Genomic DNA, 23,780 nt, shown 5'->3' with positions numbered 1-23,780 from the left:
TTACAGCTCAATCGACGACGGTTTTGTCAGTTGCACAATAACGCGGCGGTTAATCTGACGGTTTATCTCATTGTCATTGGATTTAACCGGACGATCTTCACCGTGAGCAACGGTTTTAATCCGCTCGGCGTCTATACCACGCTCAACAAAAAACTGCTGAATTTCTTTCGCGCGCTGTTCGGTTAATTCCTGGTTCGGCCCACGCGCACCAAGCGAGTCAGTATAGGCATCCACCAGAACCAGTTCCAGCTCATTATCCACCTGAAGATAGTCGCTAATCTGTTTAAGCTTTCGCTGCGAGGACAAAGTCAGCTTTTCGCTGTCGGCTTCATGGTTAAGCACCGTGTACGCAATATCATCAAAGCTGAAAGGCAATAACGCATTTACGCAGCTCATAAAGTCATCATAAGTACGACGAAAATTCACCGACGACAAAGACACTGCCACCTGATCACGGTTGTTGTACCAGTCATCATAGAAAAACGTGGGATACCGCCCTTTCTCCAGCTCGCTTAACAAAGTCCATGCCAGTTGTTTTTGCAGCTCACCATCAAACTGCTTATACAGTTGCATATTACCAATGCGGTAACTGGACTCACCGGGCTGCCAGCGCGGCGGCACCGACTCAATAGCAGACACACCATAGCTGTCCGGTAACTTCTGCATCTCCATTTTCATGCGCAAATTGAGCTCTTTGCTGGCTTCACTTTGAAACCGCACCTTACCGTAGCGAGGAATTTCATGCTCCATTTCGCAGGCTAAGCGGTTCTTTTCACTGATCTGCCAGGCGGAGTTATCCAGGTTTGCACTGTAGTGCCTGACTGAGTTTGCTTGTGCCTGCCCGCTTAATAGCAGCAGCGAGGCTGAAACAGCAGTCAACATCGGCCAATTTTTCATAAGCGCCCCTGATTTATTTCTGATACGTCTGTTATCGGCAAGCATTGCGGTTGCTTTAGTATTTCTGCAAGCAGAACTCCGTTATCTTTGGCATAATGGCGTTACGTTTTATTCACTACGGAAATTCTATGTCAGACAGCTCTAACTCGCTTATGAAACAACGTTTTCGCGGCTACATGCCGGTAGTCGTCGATGTCGAAACAGCGGGGTTTAACGCAAAAACCGATGCGTTACTGGAAATAGCTGCAGTCTTGCTGGATTTCGATGACGACGGAATACTAAAGCCGGTCGATTCGGTTCATTACCATGTGAAGCCCTTTGAAGGCGCTAACATTGAACAGGCGGCTATCGACTTTAACGGCATTGATCCGCACTGCCCCTTGCGCGGAGCCGTAGAGGAAGGTGAAGCGCTGCGTGAGCTTTTCAAGCCTATACGAAAAGCACAAAAAACCGCAGGTTGTCAGCGCAGTGTTTTAGTGGGACATAACTCAAACTTTGATCACGGCTTTATGATGGCCGCCGCTGAGCGTGCCAATTTAAAACGTAACCCGTTTCATCCTTTTGTCAGTTTTGATACAACGTCGCTTGCGGCAATGACCTTAGGGCAAACTGTACTGATTAAAGCATGCCAGGCAGCCGGTATTGAGTTTGACAGCAAACAAGCACACTCAGCCTTGTATGACACCGAACGCACCGCAGAGCTCTATTGCTGGATGATTAACCGCTGGAAGGAATTGGGTGGCTGGCCGCCGGAATCGCGTCAGGATAAAAGTTAACTTTACACACGAAATTCAGACATAAAAAAGCCGCTCAAACGAGCGGCTTTCTCAATTCAGTAAACGCTTACAGTTTGTCAGCGTTTTTAGACAAGTAAGAAGCAACGCCTTCTGCGTTTTCTTTCATGCCTTCTTTACCTTCTTCCCAGCCTGCTGGGCAAACTTCACCGTGCTTCTCGTGGAAGTTCAGTGCGTCAACCATACGCAGCATCTCGTCGATGTTACGGCCTAATGGCAAGTCGTTAACTACCTGGTGACGAACCATGCCTTCTTCATCAATTAAGAATGAACCACGGAACGCAACGCCAGCTTGTGGGTGTTCAACGTCGTACGCTTTACAAATGCTGTGACGAACGTCAGCAACCAACGGGTATTTCACCTGACCAATACCACCAGCGTCGGTTGACGTATTACGCCATGCGCTGTGAGTAAACTGAGAGTCAATTGATACACCGATGACTTCTACGCCACGTTTTTTGAATTCGTCTAAACGTTTGTCAAAAGCAATTAGCTCTGAAGGACATACGAAAGTGAAGTCCAACGGATAGAAGAAAACCACTGCTTTTTTGCCTTTGATGGCATCTGACAGTTTGAAATCTTCAACAATTTCACCTGAACCTAATACTGCTGCTGCAGTAAAATCAGGTGCCTTACGACCTACTAATACAGACATCGATTCTCTCCATTTAATGTTGAGTGTGTTAAATCTTCACCTGTAGTGATGGGGATGCCTCAACGAAAAAACAAGGTCACTCACGACATTCACTACAGACTGTCTACTATTTGCTTAAATTCTATTCAGCTGAAGGCTACTTATTCCGCTGAAGGCTCTTTATTCAGCCGAAGGCTCCGGATGACGCTCTGCAACTTCAGAAACCAATTCTTGCAGTTCGCCGTTCTGGAACATTTCCATAATAATATCACAACCGCCAACCAGTTCACCCTCAACCCAAAGCTGCGGGAAAGTCGGCCAGTTTGCGTATTTAGGCAATTCTGCACGGATATCCGGATTTTGCAGGATATCGACGTAAGCAAACGCCTGCCCACAGCCCATCAAGGCTTGTGATGCTTGTGAAGAGAAACCACAGCTAGGCAACTTCGGAGAGCCTTTCATGTACAACAGGATTGGGTTTTCTTCGATTTGCTGCTTAATTCTGTCAACCGTTTCCATAACACCTCTGCTTAATATAATGGTTGATTAAAACACTCAGGTATTTTAACACAGCCTATAAAGTTTTGTCCTAAATTGGAAGATTTCCTTGAAAAGCAATCCAGTCAGCCCTATATATCGTAAGGTATAACAAGAAAGAACCTGCACAAGTTAACGTGCAGGTCGCACATTTGCACTCATAAAGAACGGAGAGAAAAAATTATGGCATTTGAACTACCGGCTCTTCCATACGAGAAAAACGCTCTGGCACCGCACATTTCAGAAGAAACTCTGGAATACCATTATGGTAAGCATCACGCGACTTACGTGAGCAAACTGAACGATGCGGTTAAAGGTACCGACCTTGAAAGCAAGTCTCTGGAAGACATTATTAAGTCTGAAAAAGGCGGCCTGTTCAACAACGCTGCACAGGTATGGAACCACACTTTCTACTGGAACTGCCTAAGCCCGAACGGCGGCGGCGAACCAACAGGCCCAGTAGCTGAAGCTATTAACAAAAAGTTTGGCTCTTTCGAGAAATTTAAAGAAGAGTTCAACGCAAGCGCTGCCGGCAACTTCGGTTCTGGCTGGACATGGCTGGTGAAAAAATCTGACGGTTCTGTTGATTTGTTCAACACTGACGACGCAGATACCCCAGTCGCGCACGATGGCGTAGAGCCACTGTTAACTGTTGATGTGTGGGAACACGCTTACTACATCGACTACCGTAACTCTCGTCCTAACTACTTAGAAGCTTTCTGGAAGCTGGTAAACTGGGACTTCGTGAACAAGAACTTTGCTTAAGGCAAACTTGTGAATGATTAAAAAAGGCGCCGTTTGGCGCCTTTTTTGTTACTAAAATATATTATCCAACTGCTCGCGATAACGGTCAAACGCTTCAAACTGCGGCATATGACCAAGGCCTTCCAGCTCATACAAATAACCATCAGGAATTTGCTCAACCACTATTTCGCCTAATTGGTCGTAGCGGCCCAGCTCATAGTCTACGCCGTCTTTTTTCCAACCACGCCCGGGGCCGGTGGTGTCCCGGGTTCCCAGAATTAGATGCGTTGGTACCGTTAATTGGTCAAACTCGTTAGATACATTACCGGTAAAAATCATGTCGTAAGTCAACGCGTTATTCCAGGCAACCAAGCTCCAGTCATCGCCGTTTATCCAGCCTTCGTGAATTTTAATTAACGCTTCGTAATCCTCTGACCATTTACCGTCATAGTAATTTTTCTTCTGGTAGGCCCGGACTTTATCAATGGTTTTGCCCTGCTCGTTCTCATAAAAGAAGGCCGGATCTTTGTATTGCACATAACGCAGATAGTCTTCCAGGCCTACCGGGTTAACCAGCACCAGTTTCTCGACATTGTCGGCATGGTTCAGGGCATAGCGGGTAGCCAGCATGCCGCCCATAGAATGACCCATCACAACAAGCTTATCGATTCCAAGCGACTCCACTAACCCTTTAGTGTTATCTGCCAAAGCTTCGAAGGAAAACTGATAATGCTTCGGTTTGGAGGACTTCCCAAAACCGATTTGGTCCGGCATAAGTATCCCGTAGCCTTTTTCGTGAAGATAGTTAGCGGTTTTCTCCCAGTAGTCGGCTGCGAAATTTTTTCCATGCAGCAACAAAACCGTCGGCTGTTCGCCTTTCGCCGGTAAGTGCATATAAGCCATTTCCAGTTTCTGTCGCTGGCTGTCAAATTCAAAGGTATGAACTTCAAAAGGGTAAGAATAGCCACTTAAGCGGGCATCATATTCCGGCGAATGGTCGTCAGCAGAAGCAGGAGCTATTGCTCCCAAAAGAAAAACGGTAAACACGGTATAAATCCAGGTACGCATGTGCAAATCCTTAGTTTAACTTATAGTCGTTACTATCTCGGTCAGCATTTAGACACGATAGTTCCTTTCTACGACATCTGCAAAACTCAAGAGTACACTCCAAGCTAGCGGAATAGGTCAGTATCAGAGATCACCCTCAACTTTATTAAGTATCAAGCTGCGATGGATAATACCAAGTTCAAAGCGGCTATCGTTGGAATTAACCGTGTTATCACCAAGAAGGAAATATTCTTCTTCGCCTGTTGTATATAAGCTATTAGAATATTTTTTATCTTTTATCACTGCAGATGCCGGCAAATACTGCACTCCAGACTCAATCAGCTTATCTGGTAGCTTTACTTTCTCATCATTTATATAGACACCATCTTCTTCGATCTGAATCGTTTCATTAGGAAGACCTACAATTCTGAAAACCAAAAGATTAAATTGCTGAGGATTTTTCACGACAACCACATCCCAGCGGCTGGGTTCATAGCCGAAAGACGAAAGAATCCCTATTTCAACTGTCTGCCCGGCTTTTATTGTCGGCTCCATTGAGGAACCATTTTGAACGAATTCACGGCTAAAAGCAGATACACTAAACAATATCGTAATTATTAAAAGAACATTTTTTCTCATCTTTAAGCTACTTAATAACTGTTATATTTTTGCTTTCAATAACTGGTGAAAATGAATCAACCAGCTGTTCGTTGAAACCTTCTATTTTCTGAATATTTTCCAACTTATCTAAGTCGCTTAATGAGGACACCCCAAAACGGTCATCTTCACCATCCCAGAAAGGTACTAGCTGACCGTAAATTTCTCTTGAAGCGTCATAACTTAAATGAGTAATACGGGACAGTAGCTCCTTCGGAATAGCCAGCCCCCTCATGTAATCCAGAGCCTCAGGTATGCTTTCATAACCTGAAACTGAAATTTCTCTCGCGTCATAGGCTTTAGCGAAGTCTCTTAAATTAAATTCAGGAGACAACAACTTATGAATGTACATGAGCTCATCAATAACCATTAATTTAAAATTCAAATCTTCGAACTGAGCTTCACCGCCGGTAGGAAGCTTGTATGCCGGGCTCAAATCCCGCGCCAGCAGACCCGATAATTGCTTAGCTCCACTACCGCTTCCATTGGAGGTCAGTAATTTCGCCAGCTTCCCGGCCCCTTTTGAGCCAGTGAGTAATTTTTTAGCCGAGTCATTTTCGTCCTGCTCAGGAGCAAATAGACAATTAATTGCGTGCTCGTTTTGCTCATCAGTCCACTGTCTGACTTTAGGCTCCAGATAAACGATTATTTGATTTAGCTGCTGAGCCGGGTATTCCTCAGAATCGAATAAATCAAAGAAAAGCCGCCAGGCCATGCCACCATCGTTTTCATCAACCATAGAGGTTATATATAAATCAATGAGCCGTGCCACAACCTGAGGATGCTCATCGGAGCGTTGTAATACAGACAGAATCAAGCCATTACCGAAGTTAATGTCTCTTTCGACACAGCTAAGCACCCATAACTCATAATTGGAGGGGCAGTTGTCTGAATGATAAAAACAAGTCGTTAAAAAGGTTTCGACGAGCTTGTAACCCGGCTGAAGGCCTGATTTATCAACCAGCAAACCTTCGGCATTAGAAACCGCTGATATTTTCTCGTAGATTTCGCTGAGAATAGGTTGCGACTCATCAAATACTTTTACCAGCTCACGCGGGCTCGGTGCGCTTCCGTCGCTTTGGTTTAGTAACAGCAACCATTGGTACGCCGCCTGACACTCTTCTTTCTTGTTATAGTCCAGATAAAGCAGTCGCCTAGACCACTCGTTAAATATAAATTTCGCACTCTCTGCCGATTTAGCCGCTTTTAAAAAGTAGGTTCCAATAGCCGCAATAAGCTGACCACTTTTCTTGTCACGAAGGTCAATATTGGCAGCCAATGAGAACAACTGGCGTACGAGTATATGCTTTGCTTCATCATCATAAGCATTCACGTTCTGCGAGAGCTTACCAATAATGCCTAATGTTTTTTTGCTACCGGACTTAATCGCAAAGTTTAAGTCTCGATCAGGGCCTTCAACTGCCTCAAGAAAGTTTTCGAATACCATTAAGTGCAAGCCTCAAAGGGTTGTTATTCATGTTTGAGAATTTCATTAAATGCGTCATCGCTCAATATCAGCGGAGCCATGAAGTCCCGTACGTACTCTTCTCGTTCCTGGGGAGCGGCCTCGCCCCACCAAGCTGAGTCAGCTATATGCTTAAGAAGTAACTTTGTTTCCAGTCGTTTCCTGTCGGCGCGCTGCCAATCGAGCCAGTCTTGAGCTCGATTTTTCTGGCCGTCGTCGAAACTGGATGAGACGAGTAAATCGAACACCTTAAAAGCCAGACTTGCCGTCAAAGGGCTACCTTGCGCGTCTTTGAGAGAAGAGTATTCGTCGAACTTAACGGCCATTAGCGTCTTATGTAAGGCCAACAACTCATAGTAACTTTCAATTTCAATGTTCATATTTCATTTCTTATACTTTTTCTGTTGCGCCACTTCAACGACGTTGACTATTTCTTTTCAGCTGTACGGCCCGGTAAGGCATCAATAGAAGTCAAAATCTCACGTGTGATTTTTTCACGTTTGCCAAGATCCGCCATGCGGTTCGGCGTGTCGATATTCAATGCGAAAAATACCGGACCTTCAGGCCATTCGACCCAGCCTACCCACCAGCCAAAACTGCCTTCCCAGCCGGTTTTTGCCCGCAAAATCCAGTTCCGCTCAGCTTCAACAATCATCAGATCTTTTATTAGCCGCTGATGTTCTACCGCAAAAGGCAATTCGTTACGGTAAAGCCTTTGCAAAAAGGCAATCTGTTCATTGGCAGAAATAGCCAACTTCCCATCCAGCCAATAATTACGGATATCGTCAGACGGAGCTGCATTTCCATAATCAATGCGCTTTAAATAGCTTTTCGCTTTTTCGGCTCCTATGCCTTCTGCGAACTGCTGATAAACCCAAACAGTTGAGTTACGTATAGCCGAGCGCAGGTTCTGGTCACTATTGTGTCCTGCAAAACTGCGTTCCACTCCATCCCACTTAAACACCTCAAACTCGTCCTGAACGACGCCTGCATCAAGGGCAAAAAGCGTGTGTGGGATCTTAAATGTTGACGCAGGTGAAAACCGTTTTGCAGCTCTTTCTTTATCGAACACAAATGTCGTCTGGTCATTTTCACGTCCATCGACTACGACAATAGTGCCCTGAACTTCATATTCTTCGAATACGCTTCCCCAATCAGAGCGCTCCTGAGTCTCCGCACACACGGGAGCGGCAAAGCTCAATATAAAAAGCATGATTAAGCTAAATTTCATGTTGTCTCCAAAAGGTCTGGCGCTACGTTTTGATTCTATGGCTTACTTTACTGGCATCTGTGGAAATGGTGCTTCGACAGTCCTTAGGTTCCACAACTATTTACTACACCATAGCCAGCAAGAGTACCGCAATAAAATTTACGTTACACGAAAGTGACGCTGGCCGCTCGGGCGGCTACACTGTGCATTATTACTCGCTTTAACGGAGGCTCTATTATGCACGGCAGCTCACTTGGTCAATTCGGCAACTATCTGCGAGAAAAATGGGCCTCCCCGCGTCGCGTTCGGTTCTGGCTGTTGGTACTGATTATTCTCTACACCTTGCTGGGCTTTTTTGCCCTACCCTGGGTAATCCAGTACGTTGCGGTGAATACGGCTAAAGAAGATTTTGGCCGTGAGTTGCGCATAGAGTCGGTGCAAACCAACCCGTATACACTAACGCTTAGAATGAACGGCGTTACGCTAAATGACAAAGATGACCGGCGGTTACTTGGCTGGGGCAATCTGTTCGTCAACCTGGAATGGTCGAGCATTATTGACCAAACCTGGACTTTCGACGCAATTCGCATAGACAAGCTAATGATTCAGGAAGAACGCTTTATCTCAGGTGAAACGCGCTTATCCCGTCTCGCCGCCGAAAGCTCTGATCCAGAATCGGAGAAAAAAGAATCAGGGAAAGAAGAGTCTGCGAAAATGTCTGCCTTACGCATCAGAGACTTTAAGTTGGAAAACGGCGTTCTGCGTTTTGCTGACAATCTAAAAGACGTAACAGCTGCTGACGACGCTGAGCCCAAACAGGTATCACTGGCTTTGCAGAACATCGGCCTCTGGGTAAAAGATTTCACCCTGCAAAATGACGCCAGCTTCCCGCTGCGCCTGAATGGTCAACTTACAAAGGGCGGTAAACTCGCCTTCGACGGAACTTTTCAATTATTGCCGAGCCCAGCTCTGGAAGGAAATGCCGAAATTAATGAGTTGGCGCTTAAGCAGGCAGCCCCTTACCTACAGCAGTTTATGAACGTGCAACTCGAAAACGGAACACTGACTCTGAATGGGCAAATGAGTACCAATGCACAACAACCTTTTACTTTTAAAGGCTCTGCCAGTATTAACACGCTGAATATCAAAGAAGCCTCTAACGACGAGACTCTCCTTGGATGGGATAGCCTTCAAACCGAACAGTTTGATTTGAACATAGCAAGCAAAGAGATTGAAACAGCGCCCATTGTCGTTAAAGGCTTGTCTGGCCGGGTGGTCATTAACCAGGACAAAACCACTAACTTCGGACAACTTGTCGTTCATGCGCCAGCCGACACAAAAGGCGATACAAATAAAAGCGAGGAAACCGAACCGTTCGGTATCACTATAGAAGGTGTTGAGCTCTCTGACGGAGACGTTCAGTTTTCCGATAACTCTCTGCCGCTGCCCTTCTCTACAAGTATTCATACGCTAAGCGGAGAAGTGTCTACTTTGAGTTCAGATTCGTCTGAGGCTGCACGGGTGAAGCTTGAAGGTGAGGTAGCAGAATTTGGCCTGGCACAGGTAAACGGCACCGTTCACGCCTGGCATCCAACGCGCCAGACTACTATTAATGTTAGATTCCGTAACCTTCAGATCCCGGAATACTCTCCTTACACTGTGAACTTCGCTGGCCGAAAAATAGCAGACGGCACGATGGATCTTGATCTCGATTACACCGTTAATGAGGAAAAGCTAGACGGACAGAATAACTTGGTGCTACATGACCTGAAACTCGGCGAAAAAATGGAATCCAGCGACGCTATGGATCTACCGCTGGACCTCGCCATTGCATTGCTGCAGGACAGCGACGGTGTCATTGACCTAAATCTGCCGGTGAGTGGAGATGTTGGCAACCCGCAGTTCGACTTTGGCAAAGTTATCCAACAGGCTGTGGGAGACGCTATTAAGTCTGTCGTTACCGCACCTTTCAGCTTTTTAGCTAATCTTGTAGGCGCGGACTCAGAAGAAATGGGTAAAGTTGAATTTCCGGAGGGACGTACCAATTTACTCCCTCCCCAGCGCGAACGCATCGCTAAGCTTCGCGAGGCGCTCAACAAGCGGCCAGCTCTTGCTCTGGGGCTAGCAGGTCCATTCAACCGGGCTTTCGATGCTCCTGCTCTGAAAGAAGATAAAGCGATGAAAGTATTACAACAACGTCTGGCGGAAGAAGGACGCGAGATAGAGGAGCCAAGCCTGACAAGCGAGTCGAATCAGGCCGCTATGGAAGCAATATTCTCCTCTCATTACCCGGACACAGAACTCGAAGCCCTGAAAGACCGCTTCACTGAAAAACCAAGTGAAGCATCCAATGAAGCGAAGTTCGACGCTCTGGCCTATCGCAATAACTTAGCTGAAAAGGTAATAGCCGCACAATCGATTACAAATGAGGAACTCAAAGCCATTGCAAATGCACGTGCAGAGGCCGTACGCGACGCCTTGGTCAACAGTTCGGAGAGCGGTATACTCTCTGGGCGGGTGCGTATTAAAGAGCCTCAGGAAGTCGATTCAGTAGAAGGCGAACGGATTGCCATGGAACTTGCTGTTACAACGGATTAAGCCGCCCGCGCTGTTGGAGCACAGCAATATTCGTCAGCAAGGACGCTGTCGATAGAACTGACATAACAACCGGTAAACCTCGGGCATGTGCTCTTTCATGTTCTGAGGGTCTTCAAAAAAGGTTTCGCTACATACCGCGAAAAATTCAGCCGGGCTGGTTAACGAATAGCCATCAAGCGGTAACGGCCTATGATGGATAGAATCGCTCTGCAGCCTTTCCCAGGCAGCCGAAAAAATATCGTGCCATTCGCCGGGCTTCATATCCGGATGCATAGGCGGCGCACCGTTAGCACCATCGCGCAACATATCGAGTTTGTGGGCAAACTCATGAATAACAACATTACTGGCTTTTCCATGACGAGCATGAGGCCCGGTTTGGCAAACCGACTGCCAGGAGAGAATTAACGGACCGCGCAGCCATGCTTCACCGCTTAACCCAGGGCTTTGAGGGTGAACAACGCCGTCGTCGCTACGATACGGACGATTAGGAACAAAGTCCCCTTCGTAAAGAATAATGGTGTATAAATGATCGTACCAATCTAACCCAAGGTGCAAAACGGGCACACAAGCCATGGTTGCTATTTTTAGGCACATCGCATCGGTGAACTGAAAATCCCCGCCTGACGCAAAGTTTTTACGAACCAGAAAACGGAACGCCATATCTCGCAGAGCATCGCGCTCCGCGCCTTGATAGCGCGCCATTACCGGCCAGTCAGCTACCGCTGACTCCCACTCACTTATCGTGAACCCCATTTTTCTAATGCGTCTGTTCTCAAACCAATTGCGTAATCGCTTAAACATAACGTCCTCGGCGTTGAACAGAAACGCAATAGTGAAGTTGATTAACTACTTGGTTTCGCAAGAGTTTGCACTCCTTTCCCTGAAAACACCCAGCCGCTTAAACCATCCTGGTTAATCTGAATGGCCATAAAGTCTTTGCCGTATCGTATCCGTTTAACGTCATGGTCAGTTCCGGCCGGAACATCGAATACAACGCTGCACCCCGACTTATTGGAGTAGCCACATTCCCAATTGCTGTATGCCGACACAGCTTCCGTAATTTTTACTTTATTGCCACGATCACTAGCAATATCGGCAGCCCATAGACCCGATATCACCAGGAAAATAGCGATGATTATTCCAATACTCAGTTTCATTCCCAGCCCAGCTCTTTATATGTTTTTTTATCCTGCTCCGGGAAGCCACTTTTGTATTCTCCCCAACCCATATACTCGTAATATTTGGTCATAGCTTCAAAGTAAGATGAAGCTTCGCAGGTCCAGGCTAGTTTCGCTCCAGGCCCTAACAAACCCCGGGCACTATCACCCCGAGGGCCGGAAAGACAAAACGTCTGTGATTTTTCACCTTCAGTCCATAGTTCGTGTTTCATAACCCACTCTTCAACTCAGCAACAAACTCATCGAGAGATCTACCCATATCGAAAACACCAAAGTCAAAATCAACGTAGTAGACAGTACCAACAGAATTTGTAAAAAGCACGTTATCGCCTAAGGTGACGGCAAAAGGGCTGAGTTCCATGCCATTCAGGTAGGGTTTGTAAGCATTAACTATCTGCTCTTTATCTTTCTGGGGAATCTGTTCAATAATTTCCAGATTTTCATCCGGTATTGTCTCTGCAAGCTCCCGATACAAAGACACATCAATAAACTTTCCTACAATATCTGTGTTGTGATCAGGGGGAGCCAACAGTTTGTCCTTTGTATTCCATAGGGTATTGAGGAGACTATACTACCTTTTGAAATTAAAACATTACCAGCACATTTACTTAACTTGATGACTCTATACATCAACAATTCAAAGGTTAGATGCTGAACTTATCGAAAGTACTTAGCCGAGGTGTATTCGGGGAGCAAAGCGCTGAGGTTAGTCCTCAGCACTATTTTCAGACTCTTCTGATTCGGCTGCCAGTTCCAGCATTTTTTCACGGAAACTGTCCAGGCCTTTCATGACTAAATCGTAGGTTTTGTCGACACCACTTTCGACTTCGCCTTGATAGGCTTGCAAGCCTGTAAGAATATTTTTGGCGTCATCAAAGCCTTTTTCGATACCGCCAGTAATAGCTTCCATGAAATTATTCAGAGTTTCTTCTTCCGATTCGCCCGGGTTCATTTCCTTGTAGCGGCCATAAAAATTGGTCGCAAAAGAAACAATGCGATCAGCCGTGGCCTCAGGAGAAGTATCAACGCCGGAGTCGTAAATTTTCTGCGTGGCGTTTTTGCCCATTACCGGTTCCAGCTCGGCGTTAATGCCTTCCAGCGCCGTTTTGTACAATAAGCTGAGCGAATCATTATTACTGTTCAGCGATACCCGTTCATGAGCGCGCAAAATACCGGCATTGTTTGCCTGCTTAGACTGCGCCGCCATCTCTTTCATACTGTTACGGTTGTCGTCGGTTTTTGCCGGACTGTTCTGCTTGCCAGAACCCGTTACGGAGGTGCTATTACCTGTAGTAATTGACATAATATTGCTCCTGAAAAGTTCGGCTATAGCTTAATTTTAGTATAGCCCGTAACTTGTTAACGGCAGCTACTGGTTAAAGTTTAATCTTTTTCCACAGCAGCATTGACCAGCCCAAGTATGCTCATTACTAGCTATTGATAACCACTTTCTCAGCATTTGGAAATAACGAACCAGCTCGGTTAAACACCACGTCGGGGTGCTTTTTCGACAGAGTGATATCAATTGCATTTGAGCTCTGATTGAAAACAGTCACAATTCTGTCAGCTTTCTGAATACGAGCTACCTTGTGTTTGTTAATGAGTTTCCCCAGAGAGGGCACGACCCTGGCCAAAGGAGTATGAAGAATCCGTACAGAATCTCCCGTTTCTTGCAAAACATGTTCGGGATTATTTAAACGCGATGAGCGAAGCATAAAAAGAACAACAACTAATGAAAGCGGCCCTAATAAGCTTAGTAAGTAAAAATACTCCATTCGATACTCCTTTTCTTTTTGTAGCTCTCATCAGACAAGCTATCAGCTACAGATTGAAGAAACGAGGCTAGGCAGATGGCGCTTACAGCTTCAAGATCCCTCTCTTCCATTTTCCTGACAATCACCGAAACCTCCGGAAGTTTAATACTGCTGCGAGTAGCAAAACGGCAATTACGGTTATAAGGGTTGTCATAATTTGTTATCTTCTAAAAGACATATAAAGCGCATACTGTCATAAACCACACAACTGAGAGTGCTAAAACTGACTTTAGGTTAGCTGAACTCGCATTCGTTTTTATTAGAATATAACCAGAATATAGTGCAGGAACTACAGCCAAAAAGCCGCCAACGCAAAATCCCATAAAAAAACCAGCAATTTGAGCCCAACCGTCACCAGTCAAACTTACTACTAGAAAAATAAGCACGGCCAGCGCTACGGATGCTATGAGTAAGTTGAAAGACAGTTTTTCCGCCCGTTTAAGATCCATTGAATTCAATAATAGCTCCTTAACTCATAACCTTTGAACATACGGGTGGACACTTAGTGGACATTTAGTAATCAAGTGGTAAACAACTCCCGAAACAAGCGCTCTGACTCTTTTAATCCTTCCTCGGTGAACACAACAGACTTTGCCTTACCGACCGGGTTACCAATGAGTCCTTTTTCGTGAAGTCGGTTCATTGCATCCCAGTCAAAAGACTTCCAAGCCCGACTGTCATCATGCAATGCTAGATATAGCAAAGCCAAAACGGACTCATCGATTTTATCTTCGTCAATTGCCATAGATCATCCTCCAATGATGGCTTTGTTTAATGGAGAACTTAGCGGTTTCCTATACGGCTTATCCGAAAAAACAACAAAACTCATCTTCACTTACAACTTTAAAAACTTGGTCAATTGTTTTTACCTGGCTTTTAGGCTCGTAGGCATGCCACTTTAAATCACTCCGCATCCAGTAAATTTTCCAAACACCCTGACTGCGAACAAAGGTAGATTTTGCGATATCCAAATTCTGATATTCAGATGGATTATTCCAAACTGGTCGAGTTTCAAAAATATAAATAGATTGCTTTTCCAGGCGCCAACCAATATCTAGATCACTTCTTATACTTGGCGGTGGCCGGTGTTTAGCAAGAAATGCTTCTCCGGCTTTCTCTATTTTTTTGACCTCAAATTCAGTTAGAGCCATATATTCCTCCAGTTCAGAACTGTACTCGCTCAGAGTTAGCGAAAGAAGTCATACCAACGCCCGCTAATCCAAAAGCCTTTGGGGCGCATCCATGTCTTCGTGCAGAACACGAACAATAAGCACCTCTGACTTCAACACTTGATAGAAAACCGCATGATGCTCTACGTACAATCTGCGATAGCCGACAAGTACATGAGCATAGTCAGCGCCAAGCAACGGATGGCTAAGAAGCTGTTTCATGCCTGCCTCAAGATGATCTAAGTATTTATCAGCCTGCTCAGCTCCCCACTCTTCGTAGGTGTACAGCCAAATCGCGGTCAGGTCAGATTCTGCCTTCGGTGTAACGCTTAGCTTCAGCACTAATCAGCCGCCTTCATCAGTTTACGCCCAGCCGCTTTGATAGAAGATATATCCAATGGTTTAGGTTTTCCGCTTAACTCACCATCAGTAAGTGCCTGTCTTAGGGCGGCAAGACGTTCCTTGGCTTGCTGGTCTCTTCGAATGAGATCGCGGATATACTCACTATCATTGCCAAAATGACCGCTTTCAATCTGAGTTTTCACCCAGTCGTCCTGCTGCTCAGTCAGCGTGATTGTTTTCCTGTGCATGCTCATAGATAGTGCCTCTCGAAAAGAGCAGTATGAAAATATCATACCGCTTTCTTAAACTGAATCAATACCTCATTTATTGCCACCCATCAGCGCAGAGCACCTTTGGCGCGTCCGCTGAATGGTTTTGTTAGCTGCCTATTCACGGTTTACAACAGACTCATGGCTTGTTCTGAATTGCTCCAATACTTGCCATATTGCTTCCAATATTCATAAGCTTGATCAGCGCCTCCGACAATGATGCCCTCTGAGAAACTCGATTTTGGCTTTGGGTGACGCTTCCTTTTTAGTTCTTTTGCTACCAGAGGAAAAGCAGTCTTGGCATCATTAAGTAGTGTTCTTGCTTGATCAATTTCACCTAGCATAATTAACGCTAACGAATGCGTATACATGAGTTCTGGAGAGTAGTCGTCTGGATATTCTTTATTAAGACGCACAATAGAAAGAAAATCACCAGTTTCCATCCATAGCTTAGGCAAAACATACCTAACCCCAATGTTGTCATTTGGGCATGCAGAAAGCATATTTGAATACACTTTAATGGCCTCATTGACTTCATTTCGTTTTTCCAACCAAAGACCGAGATTATGATAGGCCCTTAAAAAAGGACGATTCTCAAGGTGACCCCATTCCATTTTTGACGTTGCCCATGAAAATTCTTCAGGAACCGCAGACAAACCTATTCGTACGCCCTCTCTACAGCAAAGGTAAGCTTCAAAATCGAGCCCATTTTCCTCATATATCATTGATGCATGATGGTAGGCATCTATGTGATAGGGATTTTTCTCTATAATATCTTTGATTAAGCTTTCAGCTTTATCTGGCTTTCCTGAATGCCACAGGTCTATTGCATCATCTAACCTCTCATGCACAGAGAAATCAACTAGGCTGTCCTCAAAAACCCACTCATCATCGCCAATATTGTGTAACTTGATCATACGATTCTCTTCGATTCTTGCGCTGCTAGCGCCGTTATAACCCGCCTAAACGGAGTTGGTTTGTTTGCGCTAGCGTAGCGTTTAAGCGCAAACGAAGCAACGCAGTGGAGGTCGGGTTGATAACTTTGTTATATACGCATTTACCTTGGTATATCGGGGAGAACCGCCCCCGGGTTTACCGATAAATGCCCCGGCATGCGCTCATAATCCAAAAGTACAGGAAGCGGATTTAATGTTGCCGAGTACAGCTCCGGCTGATACAAGTACAAGAGCAAACAAAATAATCCGCACAGCGACTCTTTAACGTTTTTTTGATTTGCTAATGTCGAATGAGTATCGCGCTGATGCTTAACCTTGTTGTGATCTTGCCACCAAGAAGGGTTGCTAGAGCCTGACCAACTTGCCCAAGGCTGAATATTGATGCCGTAGCGAGGAATCATGCACTCCACTGTATGAAATGATGGATACTTTCCAATAATTTCCGAGCAATAATCACCAATATTTCTTGCTGACGATGAAGCATTTATTTTCTTGCAAACCAGCTTGGCAACAACGTCGATCTCCGAGCATATGGCTAGGAATAGCTTTGTATATGCTACCGAGAAAGCGCCATCATTTGATTGGTTAAGCTCAACAAACTCAATCGTTTCGATGAAATCTCTTTCTAACGATAAAAAATGCTGCCAGTGTGGAAAATGCACTGAATCTCCTTTTGTGTATAGACACAATGACTCCCTGCCAAATGCTAGCCTCCGCATTTTCCTAGGTTAGCTAAAAGCCAGTGCCATAATTAGTTTGTTCAAGACTAAATCATTTGGAGGCTAGCATGAACAAACATAGCATGATTTTTCTAGGGTTGGATACTCATAAAGAGTTTCACGAAGTCGCCTATTGTGAAGAGCAACGGGGAGCGATTTAAAACCGACCGCCGTGATGCGCTGAAGTTGGTGAAGCTTTTAAATTCAGAGGATCTCACCCCGATTTGTGTGCCTGTGCCTGAAGACGAAGCCGTCCGTGATTTATCCCGGGTTCGCGAAACGGCGATGAAAGACTTAAAGAACGCGAAATACCAACTGAAAGCTCTGCTGCTCAGAAAAAATATTAATTATGAGGGCACGGCGAACTGGTTGAAGGAGCGCACAGTTATCGCTACCCCGCCAACGTGTCGAAGGACTTACAACTTAGCCAGGAAGGGTTACCCAAAGATATTGTAGATATCGCCTGGAAAACTCAGCTCAGGCTGTGCAAGCGCTATCAACGTATGAATAAAAAAGGCAAACATTACAATCTTATCATCACCGCCATAGCAAGGGAGATGGCAGCTTATCTCTGGGCCATTGCCAGAGAAGTGGTACTCACGCCAGTTAATCCAAAGCTTCGATTAAGTCGGGTACCCGCATGATAAACGAGTTTGAGCTAACGCATTCGGATCAGGCCGCGGACGTGGCACAACCTACGACGGCGTTATGATGGCAATAACCTAATTCGTTATTGACCCACGAGCATAGACTGATGAGAAGGAGCTACGGCGGAGTGAGTAAGGTAGGCGCTGTTTATCACAAGATAAATAATCCACGGATACCAGCATAGCAACCGACGACATTACTGCCTCATCTGGTGCGTTAGCTCAATTTATTTGAGAATAGAAAGAACTGATTATGGTTGAAAAGAGCCAGGGCTGCACGCGTTCAGAGTTGACAAAGGGAGTCATACCAACGCCTGCATTTGCGGCTGGTTTGGAGCGCAGCGGAAAACCAGTCCGACAACATGCGCTTGTTATATCATTGCCTAAATAGATTAATCCCAACCTTTGTATACAAGTCGGTTTCGACAATATTGTTCGCAAAAGCTTGTTTTATGGAATCATGTTCATGAATATCAAATCTATCTTCAACATAGGTAGGATTTAACGCAATGTTCTCTACATGATTGAAAATCATGTTTGATAGCCCAACTTTTATAGAATCTATATCGCTGTCGAATAGCTTCACAATTGCACTCTTGAATTCGGCATTGTTCTCTGAAAAAGAAAATACTACATGAGTACATTCATTCTCAGGGAAAATATTTAGCGAAACGCTTTTTGAATCAGCAATAGCTTGAGTTTCGCTATGAGCTAGCCTGACTATTACTTTCTGATCTAGGATTTGATTGCCATCATGATCGAAATACGGGATAAAGTTAGAGCAACAAGCTATAGGATATTCTGAACTAAATTGATAATATTTGTGTTCAATCTCGGAATCACATTCTTTTTTTATTACGCTTTTTAAATGATTGGATAGAAGACGAAGCTCTGAAATACTCAGATCTACGCTTTTTAGCCTGATTCTCAATTGTTCATTCTTATAGCCTTCAATCATTCTCTCTTTAATGAAGTCAGGCACAACTATTTCTCCCTCAATGATATCCGGGAGCGTTGCCTCAAAATGTGGGGGGAAATCATTTTCTTCCAATTTATCACCCAGCAAGTTTTTTATTAGCTGACAAGATTCAAGATTGGCATGAAGTTCTTTTGTAGTGGCACGATAGGCATAAATATTCATCTGCTCATTTGTACCATCAAAAGGTTTATCCTCAATAGGCAGAAATATTTTCTTGTCATGTTCACCACAGAACCCGCTAAATGTACTAAACTTCTTAATGCCCTCTTTTTTGAAAATCGGCTCTAATCCTGTCATATCATCACTTGGTTCTAGCCCCAGATAATAGACACGTCCTGACTCAGCAATGGAAGATAAAATTTTTCCACGCTGGATAGAATGTGCAGCGATAATTTTATTAGAACATTCGCTATTCCCATCATCTCCCCATAGGCACAACTTTACTGCAGATTCTTTCCTATTCTTAGCCAGAGTTTTATTAAACTCGATCTGGTCTTTATTCATTAACCCTTACTCGATATTTGATATAACGTCGCCATAAGAGGCGCGAGCTTGCGAGCGTCCAGCCCACAGTTTTTTGTGGGCGATTTTTGATGGCCTTGTTATGCGCCACTATTAAACTCTAAAGTGAAGCTATATCCATCACCTTCCACTTTTAGAGTACGGCAAGAAGGTTCATACTTAAACCTCTGCCACTTAGGCTTAAAGCATGAATATTGAATGCCAAACCCTTTGATCGCCTCGTCCATTTCTATATAGGGTCCATCCCCTGAATGCCAGTTGCTTTGGAAGGTGACCTTTATGCGCCCTCTCTTTCTTTCGTTGAGGAGGTTCACAATTTTTGCTTGCGCATCAAACATTCGAGCCTCGCTCGGATGAAAGCCAAGATCTTCCATGCAATCTTGAATTGCACCTATTGATTCTATTTCCATTTTCTTCTCACTTTTCTAAGTGCATAACGCCTTGCTAACCGGCAGACGAACCGCAGGTTTGGCTGTCCAGTGGAGGCCGCTTTTTGGCCGGAGCGGTGGTTGAGCAACTTGTTATATGCAATTTTAAAGAGCGCCATTTAAATAGTCGGTGTATTGATGTTGATAAACTGGATCGTTGGAAATGCGCCCCAGAAAATCCTGTGACATTAATTGCACAGCCTTGAAATGTTCTTTCTGTAAATCGAGATCACCCTTCGTTATTGACACCCGCAAAGCATCAAAAAGTGCTTCTACGACTGGGTGCCATTCTTTATACGGAACGCCGATAGTTTCAAAAACATTTAACGAATATATTAGTTCTTGGTATGCCACCATCTTATCGTCAACGGTAAATCGTTTCTTCTCTCCAAAATGAGCCCCCTGACGTTCAACAAATATATACCATGCCAAATTGTGTAGCCGCTTGAAACCCGCTTCAGACACTCCCTCTTCCACTATCAGTCTCACCCACTCCGCAAGATCCTTGCAAAGCGATCTACCGTACTTCTTTGAAAATGACTTAAAGTCGGCATCATCTAGTGCGGATGCAACTAACTTTTTCTTAAAAAGCATGATTCCCCCTTGGCATATAACATTTATATATTGTGCATGCGCAATTTGTCATTCATTAAATGGCAGCATTTTCTTTCGCAATCATTTAATAAATAAAATATTTTCACTAAAAAATAGCAGTAAAAGGCAAAAACAAAGTAAGCGTGCTCATTTAACTATTTTAAAGTGCACAATATCAGTCTTTACAATTTACGTATGTAATTGACACTAAACGGGTTAAAAACTAAAAGCAACAATAAAACATGCAATTTAGCAGGCAAAAGCGAGCCATATCTATCGATGAAAACAAGGGAGCTCCTTGTGGCCCATTAGAAACAAAGCGCACAACAAAAAAGCCTGACAACTCAAAAAGAGTTATCAGGCTTTAATTAACAAACTAAATTTAATTCTATCGGGAAAGCAGGGAAACCAGCTTAATCAACCCACCAAATCATCCGGCATATCGCCACGCAGGCTATGCCAAATTTCGGCGGACTCGTAACCGTAGCGGCGAACCAGGTTCACGGACTCGTTGTAGTCGCCTTCGCGGGTTACGGCTATTAGGTTTTCATAGTAGTCGCGGGCCAGCTGGCGAGCTTCTGTCGATGAAAAGTAATACTGGCCAATGCGTGCGTACAAGCCTTTAAAGCCGTTGAGTACCAACACATAAATGGGGTTACCGGAGGCCATAGCTAAGTCGTGGTTTAACTGGTAGTCGAACTCGGCGAAGGTTTTTTTGTTGTCTTCCAGCTCGCTGGTGGGTTCCAGCAGCTCCAGAACTCGCTTGGGGTTATGGCGAATGGCAGCGCGAATATAAATGGCGCTAATATTGGTACGGGCAGACAACAACTGGTCGACTAGCTCAGGCATGCCGTCTTCGTCTAGGCGCGCGAGGGTTTCCAGAATATTCAGGCCGGAGGTTTCCCAGAAGTTGTTCACTTTGGTGGGCTTGCCGTGCTGAATGGTCAGCCAGCCGTCGCGCGCCAGACGTTGCAGCACTTCGCGCAGGGTGGTTCGCGTTACGCCAATGAGTTCAGACAGTTCTCGTTCAGCGGGTAGAATAGTGCCCGGTGCAAAATGCCCGTTCCAGATAGATTTTACGATGTACTCCTCGGCAAAACCCGCCGGACTTTTAGCTTTTATTATCATATTCCCGCCTGTGAACTAACTAATAAAAGGATTCTAGCAGCCTTGTGTGAGGTCGGACAAGATAACTTCTGCCTTTATATCGACAACACCACGCTATTTGGGTATGGTTTCTACGTTTTTACAGTTTCTTAAGGAAAATCATCATGCTGTCTGTGGGTCAGTGGCCTAACAAACCTTTTGCCTGGTTACTGTTATTTTTAGGATGTTCAGGCCTGTTGGGTGCCGCGCTTTACTTCCAGATGGTTCTTAACTTAGAGCCCTGCGTAAAGTGTGTTTATCAACGTATGGCGGTTGTCGGTATTGGCTTGTCTGCTATTGTCGGCCTGTTTGGTTCCGGCCTTTGGTTAACGCGCTGGGCGGCTTTAATTGGCTGGCTGTACAGCAGTTATCAGGGCTTATTAATTGCCTACGATCACTGGGATCTCCAAACCTCGAAAAACGCGTTCTTTGCCGTGTGTGAAAGCGCGCCTAGTTTTCCTGACTGGGCTCCACTGCACGAATGGATGCCGGGGTTATTTGCCGCGCCGGGGTTATGCGGTGACATTGACTGGCAATGGCTGGGGTTAGGTATGCCCGGTTGGATGACGGTGATTTTTGCGGGCTTGTTGCTCATCGGTATTATTGTGACTATCTGCCACATTATTTCGTCGTTCACGAAAAAAGACGGGCTGGTGCTTTACCACAAATAATACGTTTTAATGCCAGGGCTAAGACAAGGGCCAGGTTACTATTCGGTCTTCCAGGTCGCCCTTAAACTTCGCCTCGCTAACGCAATGGCCGGCTACATGATAGCCGGCTTTTTTCATGGGCTCTTTACCCCCCTCGTGCCTTAACGGATGCCATTGCGGCAAAGGTTGCCCCTCTGCCCGCAGCCGATACGCGCAGCTGGCTGGCATAAAGTAAACCTCGTCGAGGTTGTCAGGAGTTAAGGTTACGCAGGCTGGTACCCGTTCACTACGGTGAGCGTAGTCGCTGCAACACGCGGTATCGGTGTCTAATAACCGACAGGCAACGTCGGTGGAGTACAGGTTATCTTCTTCGTCCAGTAGCTGATTTAAACAGCACTGCCCACAACCATCGCACAAGGCTTCCCATTGTGCGTGACTCAGTGTGTGCAGTGGTTGTTCATACCATTTCATTAATACCGACAAGGCATTACCTTGGAAAACGAATGCGGTCGGACAAATAGCCCACGGCGGCCACAAAGTAATGTGAACGATTCCAGCGCATTAAAGCGTCGTAGTTGGCATAAGCCAGATAAACGCGGCCTTCTTTGTCGTCAGGAATCACTATTGATGCGTCGATATCGGCACGCGATGGCAGCGCAGAGCCGTCAAAACGCGTAACGCCTAAGTCAGCCCACTCGCCCAACTTTTTCTTGGTGTCCAGCCCGGCTAATGACTCATCAAAACCTTCAGGTAATTGTACCTGACGTCCCCAGGTTACATCGTCTTTCCAGCCAACAGAGCTGAGGTAGTTAGCGGCTGACGCAAATACGTCCGGGTAGCTACCCCAAATGTCTTTTTTACCGTCGCCGTCATAGTCTACGGCGTAACTCATAAAGGAGCTTGGCATAAACTGAGTCTGACCCATAGCGCCAGCCCATGATCCTTTCATTTGCTCCGGTTCAATGTGGCCGTCTTCGATAATGGTTAAGGCTTCCCACAATTGCTTTTTGAAAAACTCTTCGCGACGTCCGTCAAAAGCCAGCGTAGTTAGTGCCGATACCACGTCAAATCCACCAGTGAACGAACCAAAGTTGGTTTCTATGCCCCAAAGCGCCACAATAAAGCGCGGCTGTACGCCGTACTCTTTGCCCACTTTTTCCAGCAGCTCTTTGTGTTCGTTGTACTTTTCCAGTGCCTTTTCGGCTTTCCAGTCCGGTACTGCACGTGGCAGGTAAGTATCCAGAGTTAGCTTAAATTCCGGCTGGTTTTTATCCAGCTCGACTGCCCGCTCGTAATACTTAACTTTGGCAAAAGCTTTATCCAGTGTGTCCTGCTTATAGCCACTTTCAATAGCTTCGGCTTTCAGAGCTTCAACGTAGGTGGCAAACTGTTGATTAACCTCTTCGCTGGACTCTTTCTTCGCTTTATCCTCAGCTTCCTGAAACGCAGAAGCCGGTGCGCTAAGCGCAAATGAAGAAGCCAGACAAAGAGCCAGCCCTGCCACTTTTATTTTATTTGTTAACATTGACTTGAAGTTCCTCTCGTTTCGGTGGTAACTGCAAATAGAAACCATCGTTATGCAAATGCTGTTGTAACTTTTCGACCGTTAAACGCGCCAACTGTTCACGGTTGGCCAGGTTAATTGTCAGCACTTTTTCGGCGCGACCAAACTGGCCCAACAACACATCGGGCACGTCGGTAAATTCGTTACCATGAGGCAGGTAAAGATAGGTATCGGCTTTTTTCGAGCTGCGATAAACATCACACAGCATGGCAGTTCTCCT

32 protein-coding genes and 1 pseudogene are annotated in these 23,780 nt (G+C 45.3%); 5 read left to right on the top strand and 28 right to left on the bottom strand.

Annotated elements, in window-relative coordinates; all coding sequences use genetic code 11:
* Window positions 1–897, bottom strand: a complete 897-nt coding sequence (locus ACP7H9_RS11990) for an OmpA family protein (protein ID WP_011235034.1) — start codon at window positions 895–897, stop codon at window positions 1–3.
* Window positions 898–1,025: 128 nt separating this feature from the next.
* On the opposite strand from ACP7H9_RS11990, the gene rnt reads away from it, so the two are divergent.
* A complete protein-coding gene (rnt, locus tag ACP7H9_RS11985; RefSeq protein ID WP_439222814.1) occupies window positions 1,026–1,673 on the top strand; it encodes a ribonuclease T in 648 nt (215 codons plus the stop codon).
* 67 nt (window positions 1,674–1,740) lie between these two features.
* Here rnt and ACP7H9_RS11980 read toward each other — a convergent pair whose 3' ends face one another.
* Together ACP7H9_RS11980 and ACP7H9_RS11975 are read right to left on the bottom strand one after the other, a co-directional pair.
* Window positions 1,741–2,346: a peroxiredoxin gene (locus ACP7H9_RS11980; RefSeq protein ID WP_011235036.1), complete on the bottom strand. Its 606-nt coding sequence runs from the start codon at window positions 2,344–2,346 to the stop codon at window positions 1,741–1,743.
* A gap of 159 nt (window positions 2,347–2,505) precedes the next feature.
* Window positions 2,506–2,844 (bottom strand): Grx4 family monothiol glutaredoxin, encoded by a 339-nt coding sequence (locus tag ACP7H9_RS11975; RefSeq protein ID WP_011235037.1) that lies wholly within the window; start codon window positions 2,842–2,844, stop codon window positions 2,506–2,508.
* A 201-nt stretch (window positions 2,845–3,045) separates the two neighbouring features.
* On the opposite strand from ACP7H9_RS11975, the gene ACP7H9_RS11970 reads away from it, so the two are divergent.
* Entirely contained in the window at window positions 3,046–3,627 is a 582-nt protein-coding gene (locus tag ACP7H9_RS11970) for a superoxide dismutase (protein ID WP_034821902.1), read from the top strand.
* Between the two features lie 51 nt (window positions 3,628–3,678).
* Here the strand turns inward: ACP7H9_RS11970 and ACP7H9_RS11965 are convergent, their stop codons facing one another.
* The 5 genes from ACP7H9_RS11965 to blaOXA form a co-directional block, all read right to left on the bottom strand.
* Window positions 3,679–4,674 (bottom strand): alpha/beta fold hydrolase, encoded by a 996-nt coding sequence (locus tag ACP7H9_RS11965; RefSeq protein ID WP_114981966.1) that lies wholly within the window; start codon window positions 4,672–4,674, stop codon window positions 3,679–3,681.
* 123 nt (window positions 4,675–4,797) lie between these two features.
* Entirely contained in the window at window positions 4,798–5,292 is a 495-nt protein-coding gene (gene lepB / locus ACP7H9_RS11960; RefSeq protein WP_114981967.1) for a signal peptidase I, read from the bottom strand.
* Window positions 5,293–5,299: 7 nt separating this feature from the next.
* On the bottom strand, window positions 5,300–6,757 hold the full coding sequence (locus ACP7H9_RS11955; protein ID WP_114981968.1) for a DUF6892 domain-containing protein: 1,458 nt from the start codon (window positions 6,755–6,757) through the stop codon (window positions 5,300–5,302).
* A gap of 23 nt (window positions 6,758–6,780) precedes the next feature.
* On the bottom strand, window positions 6,781–7,155 hold the full coding sequence (locus tag ACP7H9_RS11950) for a hypothetical protein (protein ID WP_114981969.1): 375 nt from the start codon (window positions 7,153–7,155) through the stop codon (window positions 6,781–6,783).
* A gap of 47 nt (window positions 7,156–7,202) precedes the next feature.
* Window positions 7,203–8,006, bottom strand: coding sequence for a class D beta-lactamase (blaOXA, locus tag ACP7H9_RS11945; protein WP_114981970.1), 804 nt, complete (start codon window positions 8,004–8,006; stop codon window positions 7,203–7,205).
* Between the two features lie 216 nt (window positions 8,007–8,222).
* On the opposite strand from blaOXA, the gene ACP7H9_RS11940 reads away from it, so the two are divergent.
* The gene (locus ACP7H9_RS11940) at window positions 8,223–10,583 is read left to right on the top strand and encodes a DUF748 domain-containing protein (protein ID WP_114981971.1); all 2,361 of its coding nucleotides are present in this window, start codon (window positions 8,223–8,225) and stop codon (window positions 10,581–10,583) included.
* 33 nt (window positions 10,584–10,616) lie between these two features.
* Here the strand turns inward: ACP7H9_RS11940 and ACP7H9_RS11935 are convergent, their stop codons facing one another.
* The 13 genes from ACP7H9_RS11935 to ACP7H9_RS11875 form a co-directional block, all read right to left on the bottom strand.
* A complete protein-coding gene (locus ACP7H9_RS11935; RefSeq protein WP_034822957.1) occupies window positions 10,617–11,384 on the bottom strand; it encodes a zinc-dependent peptidase in 768 nt (255 codons plus the stop codon).
* A 41-nt stretch (window positions 11,385–11,425) separates the two neighbouring features.
* A complete protein-coding gene (locus tag ACP7H9_RS11930) occupies window positions 11,426–11,740 on the bottom strand; it encodes a hypothetical protein (protein WP_114981972.1) in 315 nt (104 codons plus the stop codon).
* A complete protein-coding gene (locus ACP7H9_RS11925; RefSeq protein ID WP_114981973.1) occupies window positions 11,737–11,973 on the bottom strand; it encodes a hypothetical protein in 237 nt (78 codons plus the stop codon). The genes ACP7H9_RS11930 and ACP7H9_RS11925 overlap by 4 nt, the downstream gene beginning before the upstream one ends.
* The gene (locus ACP7H9_RS11920; protein WP_114981974.1) at window positions 11,970–12,290 is read right to left on the bottom strand and encodes a hypothetical protein; all 321 of its coding nucleotides are present in this window, start codon (window positions 12,288–12,290) and stop codon (window positions 11,970–11,972) included. The genes ACP7H9_RS11925 and ACP7H9_RS11920 overlap by 4 nt, the downstream gene beginning before the upstream one ends.
* A 177-nt stretch (window positions 12,291–12,467) precedes the next feature.
* On the bottom strand, window positions 12,468–13,064 hold the full coding sequence (locus ACP7H9_RS11915; protein WP_114981975.1) for a DUF5610 domain-containing protein: 597 nt from the start codon (window positions 13,062–13,064) through the stop codon (window positions 12,468–12,470).
* Between the two features lie 127 nt (window positions 13,065–13,191).
* Window positions 13,192–13,536, bottom strand: coding sequence for a hypothetical protein (locus tag ACP7H9_RS11910; RefSeq protein WP_114981976.1), 345 nt, complete (start codon window positions 13,534–13,536; stop codon window positions 13,192–13,194).
* Window positions 13,537–13,742: 206 nt separating this feature from the next.
* Window positions 13,743–14,033: a hypothetical protein gene (locus ACP7H9_RS11905; RefSeq protein ID WP_133493656.1), complete on the bottom strand. Its 291-nt coding sequence runs from the start codon at window positions 14,031–14,033 to the stop codon at window positions 13,743–13,745.
* 62 nt (window positions 14,034–14,095) lie between these two features.
* Entirely contained in the window at window positions 14,096–14,320 is a 225-nt protein-coding gene (locus ACP7H9_RS11900) for a DUF6429 family protein (protein ID WP_034822969.1), read from the bottom strand.
* A gap of 58 nt (window positions 14,321–14,378) precedes the next feature.
* Complete coding sequence (locus ACP7H9_RS11895; RefSeq protein ID WP_034822971.1) at window positions 14,379–14,726, bottom strand: DUF3024 domain-containing protein; 348 nt, start codon at window positions 14,724–14,726, stop codon at window positions 14,379–14,381.
* Between the two features lie 63 nt (window positions 14,727–14,789).
* On the bottom strand, window positions 14,790–15,086 hold the full coding sequence (locus tag ACP7H9_RS11890; RefSeq protein WP_034822972.1) for a type II toxin-antitoxin system RelE/ParE family toxin: 297 nt from the start codon (window positions 15,084–15,086) through the stop codon (window positions 14,790–14,792).
* Window positions 15,086–15,340: a type II toxin-antitoxin system ParD family antitoxin gene (locus tag ACP7H9_RS11885; protein WP_034822973.1), complete on the bottom strand. Its 255-nt coding sequence runs from the start codon at window positions 15,338–15,340 to the stop codon at window positions 15,086–15,088. Before ACP7H9_RS11885 ends, ACP7H9_RS11890 begins: the two co-directional genes overlap by 1 nt.
* Window positions 15,341–15,483: 143 nt before the next feature.
* Window positions 15,484–16,272 carry a tetratricopeptide repeat protein gene (locus ACP7H9_RS11880; RefSeq protein WP_051018808.1) on the bottom strand — a complete coding sequence of 263 codons (789 nt, stop codon included), beginning with the start codon at window positions 16,270–16,272 and terminating at the stop codon, window positions 15,484–15,486.
* Between the two features lie 140 nt (window positions 16,273–16,412).
* Entirely contained in the window at window positions 16,413–16,973 is a 561-nt protein-coding gene (locus ACP7H9_RS11875; RefSeq protein WP_110014280.1) for a hypothetical protein, read from the bottom strand.
* Between the two features lie 183 nt (window positions 16,974–17,156).
* On the opposite strand from ACP7H9_RS11875, the pseudogene ACP7H9_RS11870 reads away from it, so the two are divergent.
* Window positions 17,157–17,674, top strand: a pseudogene (locus ACP7H9_RS11870) (IS110 family transposase); the annotation flags it as partial.
* Between the two features lie 379 nt (window positions 17,675–18,053).
* Here ACP7H9_RS11870 and ACP7H9_RS11865 read toward each other — a convergent pair.
* The 4 genes from ACP7H9_RS11865 to fadR form a co-directional block, all read right to left on the bottom strand.
* The gene (locus ACP7H9_RS11865) at window positions 18,054–19,160 is read right to left on the bottom strand and encodes a hypothetical protein (RefSeq protein WP_114981977.1); all 1,107 of its coding nucleotides are present in this window, start codon (window positions 19,158–19,160) and stop codon (window positions 18,054–18,056) included.
* 98 nt (window positions 19,161–19,258) lie between these two features.
* Complete coding sequence (locus ACP7H9_RS11860; RefSeq protein ID WP_114981978.1) at window positions 19,259–19,588, bottom strand: hypothetical protein; 330 nt, start codon at window positions 19,586–19,588, stop codon at window positions 19,259–19,261.
* A 123-nt stretch (window positions 19,589–19,711) separates the two neighbouring features.
* Complete coding sequence (locus tag ACP7H9_RS11855; protein WP_114981979.1) at window positions 19,712–20,200, bottom strand: hypothetical protein; 489 nt, start codon at window positions 20,198–20,200, stop codon at window positions 19,712–19,714.
* Between the two features lie 417 nt (window positions 20,201–20,617).
* Window positions 20,618–21,328, bottom strand: coding sequence for a fatty acid metabolism transcriptional regulator FadR (fadR, locus tag ACP7H9_RS11850; protein WP_034822978.1), 711 nt, complete (start codon window positions 21,326–21,328; stop codon window positions 20,618–20,620).
* 143 nt (window positions 21,329–21,471) lie between these two features.
* Here fadR and dsbB point away from each other — a divergent pair, with 143 nt between their 5' ends.
* Window positions 21,472–22,017 carry a disulfide bond formation protein DsbB gene (gene dsbB / locus ACP7H9_RS11845; RefSeq protein ID WP_439222813.1) on the top strand — a complete coding sequence of 182 codons (546 nt, stop codon included), beginning with the start codon at window positions 21,472–21,474 and terminating at the stop codon, window positions 22,015–22,017.
* An 18-nt stretch (window positions 22,018–22,035) separates the two neighbouring features.
* Here dsbB and ACP7H9_RS11840 read toward each other — a convergent pair whose 3' ends face one another.
* Genes ACP7H9_RS11840 through ACP7H9_RS11830 form a run of 3 tightly spaced genes read right to left on the bottom strand, consistent with a single transcriptional unit; the run spans window position 22,036 to window position 23,768 of the window.
* A complete protein-coding gene (locus ACP7H9_RS11840) occupies window positions 22,036–22,479 on the bottom strand; it encodes a YcgN family cysteine cluster protein (protein ID WP_414019122.1) in 444 nt (147 codons plus the stop codon).
* A 4-nt stretch (window positions 22,480–22,483) separates the two neighbouring features.
* A complete protein-coding gene (locus ACP7H9_RS11835; RefSeq protein WP_439222812.1) occupies window positions 22,484–23,521 on the bottom strand; it encodes a lytic murein transglycosylase in 1,038 nt (345 codons plus the stop codon).
* Window positions 23,508–23,768: a YcgL domain-containing protein gene (locus ACP7H9_RS11830; protein ID WP_011235057.1), complete on the bottom strand. Its 261-nt coding sequence runs from the start codon at window positions 23,766–23,768 to the stop codon at window positions 23,508–23,510. The genes ACP7H9_RS11835 and ACP7H9_RS11830 overlap by 14 nt, the downstream gene beginning before the upstream one ends.
* Between the last annotated feature and the right edge of the window lie 12 nt (window positions 23,769–23,780).

Origin of the sequence: Idiomarina sp. ST20R2A10 (genome assembly GCF_051842345.1) — a bacterium.
GTDB classification, from domain to species: domain Bacteria; phylum Pseudomonadota; class Gammaproteobacteria; order Enterobacterales; family Alteromonadaceae; genus Idiomarina; species Idiomarina loihiensis.
Note: the sequence above shows the minus strand (reverse complement) of the source record. Positions and strands in the feature narration are given on the sequence as shown.